This is a genomic window from Flavobacterium tructae, assembly GCF_002217475.1.
GTDB lineage: Bacteria > Bacteroidota > Bacteroidia > Flavobacteriales > Flavobacteriaceae > Flavobacterium > Flavobacterium tructae.
The window spans coordinates 1-14,180 of record NZ_MUHH01000033.1; the positions used below are offsets into that span (position 1 = coordinate 1).

Here is a 14,180-nt window from a genome sequence, read left to right on the forward strand (position 1 = left end):
TAATCCATAACCATAACCAAAAATAAAATAATTATCATTATTTTGATATAGATAAAAAAGATTTACAAAAAGAATGAATAAACAAAATACTAGAGCTTTCTTATCGCTAATTAATTGGCGTAGAAAATAACTTGCCTTTTTCATAAAAATATAGTTTATTATCATTTACAAAACCTGATGTATAGATTTTAGTTGTAGAAACTCCGGTAAGTTTAAAATTATAACCTTTCATTCCATTTAAAGTCTGTGGCTTAATAGTTAATTTAGCATCAGTTCCAACTCCTGCCATTCTTCCTGCAAATGTTCTCTCTAATTGTAAAGTGCCATTAGAAGACATTGTAGCTTTATCAAGAATAAGTCCAATTTTAGAATTTAAAAAGTCTAAATCACCACCATCAATATAATCTCCGGGCTTCATACCTTTCATTAATTTACCCATCATAGTTTCGGAAGAATCTCCTTTTTTTATTCCTAAAGATTCTTTAGTAACTTTTTTTCCTTGTTGGTCATATTCATCATCAAAATTATTCTTTGNNCTTGCCAGAAATTACCTCCTGTAAGAGCGGCTCCAGCTCCTCCAGAAACAGTACCAAAGGCAATCATACCAATCGTATTATTTGCACCTAGTGCTCCACTTATTCCCTGATGCGAAAAAGTATTGCTTACAAAATGTCCTTCCGTTAAACTACTATTTGTTTCAAACTTCGTCTCGACGGTACTTCCTCCGTTCCATGCACTGGACGCAATACTACTTAAAGCTCCGGCAGCAAATCCGCTCCAAAATTTGCCTCCTGAAATTGCAGTCATACTTCCCTGAAAAGTACCATGCGCTGCAGCACTAAAAGCGGCCTGAGAATAAAAATTACTAAACAATGCCGACGAAGCACTACCAATTCCAAAGGTCACTGCAGAGCTAGCCGCTGCAATAAAGGCAGTTTTAAGCAAACCTCCCACAGTAAAAGGAACGTCGGCTAATAAGGCTGTAAGTGTATAACTTGTTACAGCAACAGCAACTCCAATGCCAATAGCCACCAAAAGCTCATATGCCTCTCCGCTAGAATCAGTATACTTTAAAGGATTATTAAGCACATACCCATAACGATTATAGTTTTGGGTATTGGCAGGATCTTGTACAAAATTATCCGGCTGTAGGAAACGATGTAATTTTGGATCGTACAAACGACCATTCATATTGATAATCCCTATGCTCTGCAAATGCTCGTGCCCCGTATAACCGCGATCCAAAACAGTCAACAATCCTAAATCTGTACTGACTCCATTTTGCACTTTTAAAACGGCTCCCCAAGCATCAAAGAGTCGTTTTTCGACAATTGAACCACTGTTATCCGTTACTGCCAAGATAGTGCCCTGATAATCTCTATGTAAATATAAATAATTTTGTGCTGTTCCATCGCTTTTTACTACAAGGGGAGCACTATAACCATCTCCCCCAATGTAGGTTACAAATTCTATAGCACCCGTGGTTCGGTTTTCTTTGATCTCCATCGTCCCGTCACCCGAGTAATGTTTTCTAAGCGGACGAAGCAATTTATCTTCTTGCCCTCCTCCATAAAACATCGTACTGCGATCGTTACCATCATTATAAGTAAAACTAAGATACTCGATATAATTTCCATCACGTCCACGTTCCTTAATTGTTGCAGGGCTCTTAAATGTATTATAAGCAATATCTAAATCCAGCTTTGGAGCTGAATTGACACCTGTACCTCTGTTTTTATAATAATCTAAGGCTTGAGTAGATAATGTAATCGAGTTGTTTTGATATGTTTTTCCAGTTACCGTATAATTATAAGTCCCCAAATTGTTTTGGGTAATTTTACCCTTTGCATCGTAAGTCTGTGTTTCTTGCTGACCCTGTGCATTATTATAGGTCAGTAATCGGTCTAATTCGTCATATGTAAAGTTTTCATTCCAATTAAACAGGTTATTCGTTCTATTGGTCAGATTCCCTCTTTTAGGTTCAAAAGCGGTTGTCAGAGTCATTACGTTCCCCGGATTGGTAACCGTTCTATCCCACTTAAACTGTGAGGCATAACCATATTGATCGTAATTATTATTTACGGCAATTCCGTTTCCTAAACTTGCATTTGTTAACTGTCCTCTTTCGTTTAGCGAATTGGTCTGCCACAATACCTGTTGCGTAGCGTCGTCTACAATTTGCCATGCAAAACCATTCTGATAAGTATGTTTTAGCTTCTTTGAACTTGATTTACCTCCTATAGCTGCTGTTGCTGTTTCTTTATCTGCACGTCCAAATGTATCATAAGTAATTTCTTTGGTGAAAGTAGCATAAGGAGTATTCTCTATTGTTTTGCTGACTCTTTTATAACTATCATATTCAAATGAATTGGTAATCGAATTGCCCTCCAGATTATTAACAAAAGTGCTTGTCGTTATTAAATTGGTAGCCGGATTATAAGCATAAGTCGTCTTACTGTTGGTATTATTCCCAACTATTGTTTTTTCAATTGTTTTTCCTGCGGCATCATATACGTAAGCAATTGTTCCGTTAGGTGTGGTCTCCGTTTTAATTTGTCCGAAAGCATCATAAGAATAGGTATACGTTCCGGCACTTGGATCAGTCATGGCAACTTTATTACCCCACCCGTCTATTGATATCGATACTTTGTTGCCTTGATAGTCTGACTCCTTTAATTGCCCGTTGGCATAGTATATAAAGTTGACAGCTCCACCCGGATCAGTTGTTTGTGTTTTATTCCCTAAAGCATCAACTGTAATGGTTGTTACCTTACCATCATCGTTACTGGTTGTTGTTAATCCTGAATAAGATAAACTTTGAACTTTTCCGGTATGAGATGTTATTTTTTCAGGACGCATTAAGTAATCGTACTCGTAAACTGTCCATTGGCCTGGGGATGAAAAATAAGGCTCGCTTTCTTTGGTTTTTCTGCCTAATCCATCATAAACAACCTGCTTAGAAACCATAGTACCTGCTGCAAAACCTTTAGTTGTTGTAACCACAGCCCTGCCTAATACATCATACTGTGCTATGGTTTTACCATCAGTATTAGTTGTAGTAGTGGTGGTATAACCGCCGTCAGACAACTTGGTATAAACTACAGTAGTTGTTAAAGGTGTTGCTGCTGTATTTTGTGTAGTCGTGTTAGTTACTTTCCCCCAGTTGTCGTAGAGGTAATCGTTGACAACTCCTAAATAATCTGTTGATTTAGTAACCTGCCCTAATGCATTGTATTCAAAATTCGTTACAAAGCCCTGATGGTCTGTTTTTTTGACTACAAATCGTTTCGTACTGTCGTATTCATCAGTAATTGTTCTTGCTGCTGGTGGAGACGGTGCTCCCGGAGCACTTACTGTTTTTGTCAATAAATTCCCCAATGAATCATAACTCATATCCTCTATAATTGGATAGGTATTATGTCCTTTCTTTTCAGATCTTGTTAAGTTTGATCCAGTGTAAGTATATTTTTCCTCAGAGGTACGATTATCACCTGTATAAACCGTCTTCGAAGAATTGATCTTTTTAGGACGTCCTACATAATAAGCATTGCCAACTCCTGTCGGGTTATTATCGTATTCCGTATCCACCGTAGTCATTCCCTGCAAAGTGGCCCCGCTATATTGCTTTGAAACATTTCTAACTTCCAAACCAAAGTAATTGGTACTCTGAACCGTTCCATCATAAGTAAAAGAAGTTTCATTTTTAACTCCTGTCAAATGATCAACAGTAGTTTGTTTGGTAAGCAAAACATTGTAAACACTACTATTTGAACCTGAGGCTCCTCCGCTTTGAGAAGCTGATACAGGAGAAGCTATAAACTTGCTATTATTATTAGCACTAGCAATAAATCCAGGTTTTAGCGTTATTTCCGGTGCCTGATAAACAACTGCTACATCATCATTTACTCTTGACAAGGCAGTTATAGAACCGCTGGCTTTATAGGTCTGTCCAACGGTAACAGGATCCTGTATCGTAATTGTGTTTGGAATGGTACGCGACGAGACAGAATCTCCTCCTCCTTCTGTATAAACTGCGAATTCATTTGTTTTTGTACTCAGTAAATTGGTTGGCGTACTATTAAATACAGTAGTTCCATCAGTACTAGTCCAGGTAATGGTATTAGCCCCCTTTAGAGCGACATCATTAAACTGTGTCGTCCATATTTTAGCATCGCCGCTATTCAAATACCAACTGCTTCTGGTGGTTTTAACAAAACCAACTGTTCCATAATTAAAATTAGACACATAACCTCTGTACCTAAAATCCTGATACTTTGAAACACCATTGATCGTTGCCGTAAGTTTAGAAACCAAATAGGCTCCCGGATTTCTTATAATTTCAATATTAGGATAGGTTACAGCATTTTCTGAAGAATAAAAATCAGTCGATGAATTTCCTAAGCCGCTGTCGGCAGCCTCCATTGGTTTATACTCGATGGTCTGTTTTATGTTTCCACCTGATGATAGCACATTTATTAATCTGTTTTCGGCATCAACATTTTTATTGAATTGATAATATTCAATTTTATTATAATGTCCTCTGACAAAAACAAGATCGGTATTGGCTCCGTTGTATTTAAAATTAGAGTTAATAGGAATTGGAACATCCGGAGAATTTGAATGTATTATACCAGAATCATATGTTAAATTAAAGACTGTACCGTTTACTGTACCAATATTATTGGCAAAGCCGGTAACCTGCCATTCGGTATCATGATTATTTATAGTCCAGGATTCCTTATAAAACTTTCTCCATACCCTAACAAGATCAGACTTCCCATCTTTATTAATATCCATCGCATAATAATTACTCCAATGTCTTTGAGTATTATAATGCGTTTTTGTATCCGGCCAGTATTCTACAATATTTAAATTTTCCTTTGTGAAAAACTCTACTCCAGAAGTATTTCCATTACTATAATAAATATTCCAGTTTACATCACCAGAACCACCTTCACCGGTAGGAAGCATGACATCGACTTTACCGTCTCCATTAAAATCTCCCAAAGGCATTTGTTTTGTATCACTAAACTGATCCAAATTTCCCGTTCCAATTACTTCTACAGCTACCCAAGGTGCTACTGCTAATTGACGAATAGAAACAATACGATAATTCTTAGTTGTCTTATTAACGATTAAAATATCCGCTTTCCCATCTCCATTAAAATCTCCTATAAATCTCTTTTCAGTCTCTTTGCAAAAAGTAAATTCCGGCAAAGAGACAAAATCTTTTGTATTAAACTCTGTCGAAGCATTCGGATTTAAATTTACGAAATAGGCACCACTAATACAGTTACCTATGCTTGTACTTTTCAAAATACAATTACAATTCAAAGCTTCTCCACGAGGCCCGGTACAAGGGCTATCCATGCCATAATGGTCTACTTGGTGAAACTGGAGGACTATAACATCTGAAATTCCATCACCGTTAAAATCTCCTTCAATGTACTGATTGTTTAAATTAACCAGCGTTGGGAATTCAGTAGTTGTATTACTACTTTTGCTCATTCGACTTGTTTCTTCTCCTCCACCGCCTCCTGTGCTACACTGAATTTCATTGGTTACAATATTAGAAATTGCAACTGATTTAGAATGAACCAAATTTACTGAACCACCAACAAGATTATAATATTTAAAAGTCAAATAATCGAGATTTTCTTCCGGATCGATTATGCTGTTAAATTGATTTATCTTATTATCAGTTAAAGTAGTAGCGGCAAATGTTTTTCCAGATGATGCATAAAAAGGCATTGTTATAGGTGTATTTCCACTATTCCCTTCAAACAACTTCGTAAACATTTTTCGATCTACAATAAAATCCAATCTGCCATCCCCATCAAAATCCCCCGCTAAATCTGTTTTATCAAATTCCAGATTATTCGTATATTCTTTTTCTGTTCTCTCTTGATTTACCGGACTGGAATCGTACTTGAACTCTACCGGATTCGATTCCTCATTCTGTGCATTTATTTCTTTTATAGTTGATACTCGTTCATACCCCAATTGTCCATCTTCTGTATGAGTAAGCTTGTAGGTTCTAAAAATACCATTGTTTGCATAAACCTGTATATTATCAAGTATTTGAGTTGCATAAACTGGAACTCCCTTTAGATAATCCCTCTCAATACGCTTCGAATTTCTATAATTAAAACTGATTTTATTCTGCGCAGCAATTCCTGCAGCTGTATTTCCACTAAAAGCTATATTGTCAATGTACAATTGATTGGAACTATTGTAAGTAACTGTTTTATAACTATAGTCTATAAAATTGCCGTTTACATCTTCAAAGTGAACAATATACCAGGCATTGAGCGAAACTGAATTTTGCAAACTTCCCGAACCTTTAGAACCATACCAACTTCGTGATCCGTCAGGTGCTGTCACAATAAAATAGGTAATTGAACCTTCTATTTTTAGTTCAATTTTTGTATTGCTTTTATACTCCGTCTCATAAGTAGAACCATTTGCCCAATATGTTCCTGTTTTTATCAATAAACGCTGGCCGTCTAATGCCAATTTATCATTATCATCAAAATCTACTCCATCAACAAAACCATCAATGTCACGTCGTGTAGCTATACGGCTAATGGCCGAAATGCTGTTTATACTCCATCCTTGTCCTGCGATACCTCCTCTTACACCGCTACTGTAAGTAAGATTAATTATAGGAGCAACGCTTTTTATACTTGGCGGTGTAGCAATAGGCAAAGTGTAAATGGCTGTTCCTGATGCAGAAATTTGTAATTCTCCTTTAGTATCTGTGAAATTTTGAGAAAAAGTTAAATTGGTAATTATAATTAAAATGAAAAGGTAAAATTGCTTCATATGATTTTTATTGCTTGATGATTTTAATCGATTTCTCTCCTCCGTCTTTATAGGAAAGCAAAACAAGATAAACGCCTCCAGGGTAATTCTGAAAAGGAATATTTAAACTATTTGTTCTCTCGTTAGTGCTATAGTTTTGTAAAACCTGACCCGATATCGAATAAATCACAACCGACGTTACATAATTATTGTTGGTTAATTGCCATTGTAAATAAAGCTCTTCCTTTACAGGATTGGGATAATAAGAGATTACATCTTCCGGTGAAAATTTCAATAGATCCTCTTCCACCAACGCATCGATTTCTTTTACCTGCTTTGCAGATTGTGAGCAACCTGACAAACACAATTCTCTAAGAATTTGATTCCCTGCAGCATCATAATTAAATTGTATTTTTGTTTGTGCCTGAGACAGAAAAGAAATTCCCAGCATCAATAATGTAATGTAATATTTCATAAACGGGATTGTATTAAAAAGTAATTTGTTTACTGTTTTTTTGTTGCCAATAATAGTTTTACCTGAGATTTTAGTTCTTCTATTTCCTTATTTTGCTGAATCATGTAAAGAGTAAGTTCCTCGATTTTTTCCTGTTGAATTTTTGACATTTCACCAAGTTCAAGACCTTTTTCTTTGATTTCTTTAGCAGAAGGCACATTAGGTAAATGACCATTTTTTGCAATATAATTTTCAACTTCTTTTAAACTTGGTAATATATAAGTTGGAGCAAAAACATAATCAGCCCAGGTATTATAAACCTTTACCTCTTCGGCACGAATTTTTCCTTTTACAGAGATTCTATAAGTAGTCGCTCCATCTGTAAAATTTGAAGTTCCTATGCCTATATTTCCCATTACAACAGTATTTCCCTCAATAAAGGCACTACCAGAACCATCTATAAATGTTCCCCCGCATTTACCCGATTTGACTATTAATTTGTATTTTACATTTTCATCAGATGTCAAACTTTCATAACTTGTTCCGATTATTAATTTTGTATTAGATTGTGGAAGGGAAATATGACTAAAATTACATCCATCTGATATTGTTTCTTCTGCGACTTTAAAAACATTTCGTTGTTTATTATCGTTTATCTCAAAACCACCATAACCGCCAGTTTCGGCATAAGATCTGAATCTTTGATTATCTGCCCTATCATCGATTGAAAACCAAAACCTAGATTTTGCATTAATATTGGAAGCGGGAAAATCATAAAAATTCATCATTCTATTGGAACCATTAACAAAACTACCCGCCTGAAAAACTTTGCTTTTTTGATCACGATCATTCGAATCAATAAAAGTTGTTCCATTTGGAAGGTCTCTCGAAAATTCTCCGGAATATGCTTTGACATTTCCAACTACTTCTAACTTAGCTGTAGGATTGCTTGTACCAATCCCCACATTCGTATTTGAAGTTGGATTATTAGGTAACACACTCACAGCCCCACCCGAACCAGTACTAATTTGTGCATGAGCAGCTAATACAATTAAAAAACAAAGTACTGAATACTTTTTCCTTTTATTATTTTTCATTATATTCTTTTTCATTATATTCTTTTTCAGAGGGTTAATCTATAGCTTTCAAATATAAAAAAAACATTACAAAAAAAACATCAATAAAGTTAAAAAAAAGTTAACCACGTTGTTCAAGATTTAAAAATCTTCCTTTTTAAACTTAACAATAATTGCCAGACTTCCTTTAATTCCTCTAAACCTAATAACCAACAAACAAATAAATAAGTTACAGCTCCAAAGACAACTCCAAGAAGCAATTGCAATATTAGATTATCTACAAAACTTGTTATGACAAATACCAAAATTGCCATTCCGAGAGTTGCTAAAAAAAAAGAGCACATATCTTTCAATTGTTTTATTGCTCCGTATCCATAAAATTTGCCCGGTAAGTAGGCATTTATAAGGAACGATAATGCTGAAGTAATAACATGACCAATTACGATAGCTTTAACACCTAGGGGAATTGTAATTATCATGGCTAATATAGTGAGTGGCAATTTTGACAAATCAACTTTTAAGTATAAGTCTGAACGACCGACTGCGTTTAATAAATTCATATTAATTGCGCTCATCGGAAGAAAAATACGGGCAAAAACCATCCACTGCAAAAGCGGGATCAGAGAAATCCATTTCTCTGTAAGCAATACTATCACAATTGGTTTTGCCAATAAAGCAATAAGTGTCATTAGCGGAATAATAAAAAAAGCTGACATACGAATCATCCTGCTGTAAATAGAAACCAGTCTTTCTCTGTCATTTTGAACGCTGGTAAGAACCGGAAACGTAGCCTGCTGAATGATACTAACAATAGTTCCTGCTGATAAATCGGCAAAACTTTTAGCTCTTGTATAGTATCCTAATGATGATGCTGAATAAAATTTTCCTAGACAAATATTATAGACATTATTAAGAATTTGTGCATACAGACCAGCCATTAACAAGCTTGAACCATAACCAAATAATGATTTGAAAGATTTTTTTGAAAAGGAAACAGAAGGCATCCAATTACTTAAAAACCATAGAGACAAAGACGTACTAAAAGTCCCCATAAGCATTTGGATAACCAACGACCAAACTCCATAACCGTTCATTGCAGTTAGTACTCCAAAAATTCCGCCGATAATCATACCAATTACATTACTTTTTGCTACAGACTTAAAATCAATTGCAATTGTTAATTTTGTTCGTTGAACTACTGCGAAAGCATTTAAAATCAGGATTAAGCCTAATACCCGCAATAAATCAATTAATTTAGACTGATTAAAAAATGATGCTATGTAAGGTGCTGATAAAAATAACAGTGCGTAGAAAAAACAACTAATCGCCAAATTAAAAACAAATACAGTCGAAAAATCAATATGGGTTCTATCCTGGCGCTGAATTAAACCTGTTCCCAAACCACTTTCTACAAAAGTCTGTGACAGGGCTATAAAAATGGTCAACATTCCTATTACTCCAAAATCTTCCGGCAGCAAAATTCGGGCAAGTACTATACCTACGATAAATTGCCCAAACTGAATGGCAAATTTATCAACTGCTGACCAGACAACTCCTTTTATTGCAGTTGATTTTAAAGAGGTATCGTGCATGTATAAAAATAAATTTTAATTAAATTCCAATTCAAAATTATTCAAAAATTTGACTTTCGAGGTATTTCATAATGTTTTCGGATGCGGTTGAATTATTTTTAGGAATTAGAGTATTTTGTACAAAATCGCAACGTTTATCTTTCATCCAATCATTCCCGTTAAGGACAACATTCTCAATAAAATCAATCACTTCTTTTTTGTTTCTCGACTGATAATGTGCTGTTATCGCTTCATTGCCAAAAGTACTCCAATAATCCATAATTGATTCATCCCGAATCATAAAAAGCGATGGTTTTCCTGTAATAAGATATTCTGCCATAAAAGAACCACTATCGTGTATGAGTGCATCTGATGTTAAAAAAAGATCGATATAATAACCATCACCAAACTGACCATTTTCAAGGTTTATCCATTTATCGAAATAATTATCGGTTTTTTCTTTACCCCAATTTGGGTCATTTTCCAATTTAATTCTCAACAAAGGATGCGGATTGAATGTAATTTGCAATTTATCCTTATAAGTAGTAGCTAATTCTAAAAAGAAATCATAGTACTCCAAAAAATTAGACACTTTGCTTAACTCGTTCATTAAATGATGCGGTGTCCATATAATTCTTTTTAAAATGGGATTCTTATTTTTCCAAACCTCTTTTGGTTGTTTATTTATCAAAAGGGGATCGAATCCCGGATACCCCGTTACAACTCTATTTATTGCTTTATTCCTTTGGTTTTCGGAAGCCATTTTTTGATGAATATCCGTTTCTGAAAAAATTTTCCAAATTAAATTATGAAAATTCAGATCATAGGTAAACCCATAATTAACCGTTGGGATACTATAGGGAACATAACAAGTTAGTGTTTTGGAAAACTCTTTTATATAATACCTGTAATCGACTAAACCTTCATATGGATTAGTAAAAAAAACAAGATCAGGTGAAAATGTCTTTTTGATATCTAAAAATTCTCCTGTATCGGTATTATAGGTTCTAGCAACATCATATCCTCTATTTTTAAAAGCATTATAAGCTTTATCCATTTCGAAAAGCATATTTTCTTTACCAAAGTTCACTATTGGGCACACAAATATTTGAGGCTCAAACCGAGGATGCGCAAGCATTAAATCAAATAACAGATCGTATTTCCAAACGGATTCATGAGTCAGAAAAAAAGCAACTTTAACCTTTTCTTTTTTCCTTACAATCTCAAGTGCTTTTCGATGATTTTTAGGTGCCTGTCTAATTTTATACGCATCCCGCATGGCGCGCAGGTTTGTAAAATTATAAGCTTTAATCAGCGACATCCAAATTTTCTCAGGAACGTAAGGTTTAACAGCTAATTTTAATTCTCTCATTTTTTATTCCAATTAAAACTAATATCTGTTTAAAACCTCTACAATAAAATCAACCTCCGTTTCTGTCAAAACTGGACTAATAGGCAAGCTTAAAACTTCCTGATGAATCTTTTCTGTCACGGGTAATGACAAATTATTCCATTCCAGAAGTGCTTTTTGCTGGTGTGGCGGAATTGGATAATGTATTACGGTTTGTATGTTATTTTTGGATAAGTAGGCCTGCAGCCCTTCACGATCTGAAGTTCGTACCACAAACAAATGAAAAATATGGTTATTTGAAAAATCCCAAAACGGAAGTACTATTTTTTCATTTTTTATTTCAGTCAAATATCGTTTAGCAATTTTGCGTCGCCTCTCATTATCGGCATCTAAATGAGGTAATTTCAGACTTAAAAAAGCGGCCTGAAGTTCATCTAATCTAGAATTTACCCCAATAAAATCATTGTGATATTTTACCACAGATCCATAATTGCGAAGCGAAAAAAGCACTTTTGCTAACTCCCTATCATTTGTCGTAATGGCACCGCCATCACCTAAAGCACCAAGGTTCTTTCCGGGATAAAAACTGTAAGCTGATGCGGAGGATAAATTATTAATTGTTGATTGTTGATTGTTAATTGCACCATGCGATTGGGCTGCATCTTCAACTATCAATAGATTATTACGATTTGCTATTTCATTTATTTGGTCCATTTCGGCCAGTTGTCCGTAAAGATGAACGGCTAAAATGGCTTTGGTTTTCGGACTGATTTTTTCCTCAATTAGATCAGGATTGAGATTGTACGTTTCTAATCTTGGTTCCACCAAAACCGGAACTAAATCTGCCTGCAATACAGCCAAAATGCTAGCAATATAAGTATTCGAAGGAACAATAACCTCATCTCCTTTTTGCAGTTTTCCTAAAGCTATATACCCCTTAAAAATCAGAGTTAAAGCATCGAGACCATTTCCTGTTCCGATACAGTAATCGGCTTTGCAATATTTTGCAAAAGCGGTTTCAAATGTTTCCACTTCCTTCCCTAAAATGTACCAGCCATTCTCTAAAACTGTTTTCAGTTTTTCGTGAAATGCGGTTTCATAAGGTTTGTTTATTTTCTTCAGGTCCAGAAATGATATCATTTTCTTTTTTTTCTATTTAAACAAAAATACCATTTAACTTCTTATAATTTGCCGTTTCCAGTTCGTAGAAATCATGAACTATGGTACCCGCTCCAAAACTTTCTTTCCAGTACGATAAACCTTCATTCAGGTTCTTTCCCTGATTTTCATTCGAAATTCCAAAATCAAAAAATCTCTTTTGAGCAAATCGTTCCTGAATCAGATAATGATATAAATAATCCAGGCTTCCTAAGTCTCCCTTTTCATTCTTCGAAATATACTGGCAATGCACTGTCGTTTCAGTTTCAAAAATCGTAGTTCCGGCCACAATTTTATCTTCTAAATAAACATTAAACTGATGAATGTTTTGAGGAAAATGCTTTTGCAGATAATACATTTCTTCTGCTGAATGTACCGGATTTGCTTTGTGTTTTTTATTCAAATTGGGAATTAAAACTTCATTCCAAAACAAACCAAAATCAATTTCTTCTTTGATGGTCAGTTGATTCGAAACTCCTTTTTGAAAACCTCTTTTTCTAATCTTTGATACGACATTTTCCTGAGATAAATCGATTACCGAAAGTGAATCCCGGCGTACCAGTTTCGCATCGGCCAAAAACAGAGCATACAAAATTTCTTCTGCAGGTTTTAGATGGTAAATAGAAGGAAGCGTTTTATAATGCAGTTTCAGAATCTCATTTTCGTTCAGAAAGAACAAAACTGCCTGAAAAATTTCAATAACGTCAACTTGTTTTGTTTTTTCACTATAAACCAAGCCTCCGTAAGTCAATCCCTGGTGTGAGTAAACCGAATTTTCGACTTTATTCGCCGGTAAAATTGCTTTTAATCTATCATCCTTGAAAACCAAAAGTGAGAAATCTTTGAACCGGTCTTCGTGGTACTCCATAAAATCACGGTAAAACAGGAATGTTGCATTTTTAGCCTGCGCCACAAATGCATTCCATATTTCGTAATCGTTTTTATGATAATTCCTTACGGTATATTTCATTCCGCTTTCTGTGGTAATTTTATGGTTCTCTTTTGAGTTCTGTTGAAACAAACTTATAAAAAAGTTTGCCGCGAATTCACAAATTTAATTTTTATTGTCTAACAAAAATTTAAATTCTGTTTGTGAATTCGCGGCTCTTAAATTTTCAGCACACTGCTATTCTTTAAAAATCTTACTTGTGTTCAAATGCCGGTAAATACCATTTGTATTTTACGGCTAATAAACGTGTAACAATCATTACGACAGAAGTTACTAAGTACAAAACATCGTCTTCTAAATTCAGTTTTTTCAGAATAAAAAATACGATTCCTCCAAAAATACAAATGGTGGCATAAATCTCTCTTCTAAAAATGGTTGGAATTTCGTTACACAAAATGTCCCGAATCACACCACCAAAACAAGCCGTCATGGTCCCTAAGGCAATACAAATTGCAGGATGCAAACCAATCATAATCCCTTTTTCGAGTCCAATCAAGGTAAAAACACCCAATCCGATGGTATCAAACAAGAATAGCGAAGTACGCAGTCTGTCGAACTTTTTTCTGAAAAGAATGGCAAACCCAAAGCCCAGGATGATTACATATACATATTGCAAATCCAGCATCCATCCAACAGGTGTTCTGCCAATCAGCACATCACGAAGCGTTCCTCCACCTACGGCTGTAACAAAAGCAATGATAAAAACACCAAACGGATCCAGCTTTTTATGCATCGCTGTCAAAGCACCCGACATGGCAAAAGCCATTGTACCAATAATATCTAATAAATGAAACATTTTTTACTTTTTAGCTGCAAA

The 14,180-nt window shown here is 35.0% G+C and carries 9 protein-coding genes; all 9 read right to left on the reverse strand.

Annotation, left to right across the window (positions count from 1 at the left end; translation table 11 throughout):
- Positions 1-106: 106 nt before the first annotated feature.
- On the reverse strand, positions 107-442 hold the full coding sequence (locus B0A80_RS14870; RefSeq protein ID WP_124020574.1) for a hypothetical protein: 336 nt from the start codon (positions 440-442) through the stop codon (positions 107-109).
- Between the two features lie 29 nt (positions 443-471).
- Positions 472-6,825 (reverse strand): RHS repeat-associated core domain-containing protein, encoded by a 6,354-nt coding sequence (locus tag B0A80_RS14875; RefSeq protein WP_089077759.1) that lies wholly within the window; start codon positions 6,823-6,825, stop codon positions 472-474.
- Positions 6,826-6,832: 7 nt separating this feature from the next.
- A complete protein-coding gene (locus tag B0A80_RS14880) occupies positions 6,833-7,279 on the reverse strand; it encodes a T9SS type A sorting domain-containing protein (protein WP_233430755.1) in 447 nt (148 codons plus the stop codon).
- A 29-nt stretch (positions 7,280-7,308) separates the two neighbouring features.
- Positions 7,309-8,370: a hypothetical protein gene (locus B0A80_RS14885; protein WP_089077760.1), complete on the reverse strand. Its 1,062-nt coding sequence runs from the start codon at positions 8,368-8,370 to the stop codon at positions 7,309-7,311.
- 98 nt (positions 8,371-8,468) lie between these two features.
- The gene (locus tag B0A80_RS14890; RefSeq protein ID WP_089077761.1) at positions 8,469-9,926 is read right to left on the reverse strand and encodes a lipopolysaccharide biosynthesis protein; all 1,458 of its coding nucleotides are present in this window, start codon (positions 9,924-9,926) and stop codon (positions 8,469-8,471) included.
- Positions 9,927-9,963: 37 nt separating this feature from the next.
- Entirely contained in the window at positions 9,964-11,277 is a 1,314-nt protein-coding gene (locus tag B0A80_RS14895; protein ID WP_089077762.1) for a CDP-glycerol glycerophosphotransferase family protein, read from the reverse strand.
- A gap of 18 nt (positions 11,278-11,295) precedes the next feature.
- Positions 11,296-12,396 carry a DegT/DnrJ/EryC1/StrS family aminotransferase gene (locus tag B0A80_RS14900; RefSeq protein ID WP_089077763.1) on the reverse strand — a complete coding sequence of 367 codons (1,101 nt, stop codon included), beginning with the start codon at positions 12,394-12,396 and terminating at the stop codon, positions 11,296-11,298.
- Between the two features lie 16 nt (positions 12,397-12,412).
- Positions 12,413-13,384: a GNAT family N-acetyltransferase gene (locus tag B0A80_RS14905; protein WP_165769263.1), complete on the reverse strand. Its 972-nt coding sequence runs from the start codon at positions 13,382-13,384 to the stop codon at positions 12,413-12,415.
- A gap of 172 nt (positions 13,385-13,556) precedes the next feature.
- Positions 13,557-14,159 (reverse strand): trimeric intracellular cation channel family protein, encoded by a 603-nt coding sequence (locus tag B0A80_RS14910; protein WP_070906991.1) that lies wholly within the window; start codon positions 14,157-14,159, stop codon positions 13,557-13,559.
- Between the last annotated feature and the right edge of the window lie 21 nt (positions 14,160-14,180).

Coding starts and splice junctions, on each gene's coding strand:
- B0A80_RS14870 (WP_124020574.1), bottom strand. CDS start 442: ATGATGGGTAAATTAATGAAAGGTATGAAGCCCGGAGATTATATTGAT.
- B0A80_RS14885 (WP_089077760.1), bottom strand. CDS start 8,370: ATGAAAAAGAATATAATGAAAAATAATAAAAGGAAAAAGTATTCAGTA.
- B0A80_RS14895 (WP_089077762.1), bottom strand. CDS start 11,277: ATGAGAGAATTAAAATTAGCTGTTAAACCTTACGTTCCTGAGAAAATT.
- B0A80_RS14910 (WP_070906991.1), bottom strand. CDS start 14,159: ATGTTTCATTTATTAGATATTATTGGTACAATGGCTTTTGCCATGTCG.
- B0A80_RS14890 (WP_089077761.1), bottom strand. CDS start 9,926: ATGCACGATACCTCTTTAAAATCAACTGCAATAAAAGGAGTTGTCTGG.
- B0A80_RS14905 (WP_165769263.1), bottom strand. CDS start 13,384: ATGAAATATACCGTAAGGAATTATCATAAAAACGATTACGAAATATGG.
- B0A80_RS14900 (WP_089077763.1), bottom strand. CDS start 12,396: ATGATATCATTTCTGGACCTGAAGAAAATAAACAAACCTTATGAAACC.
- B0A80_RS14880 (WP_233430755.1), bottom strand. CDS start 7,279: ATGAAATATTACATTACATTATTGATGCTGGGAATTTCTTTTCTGTCT.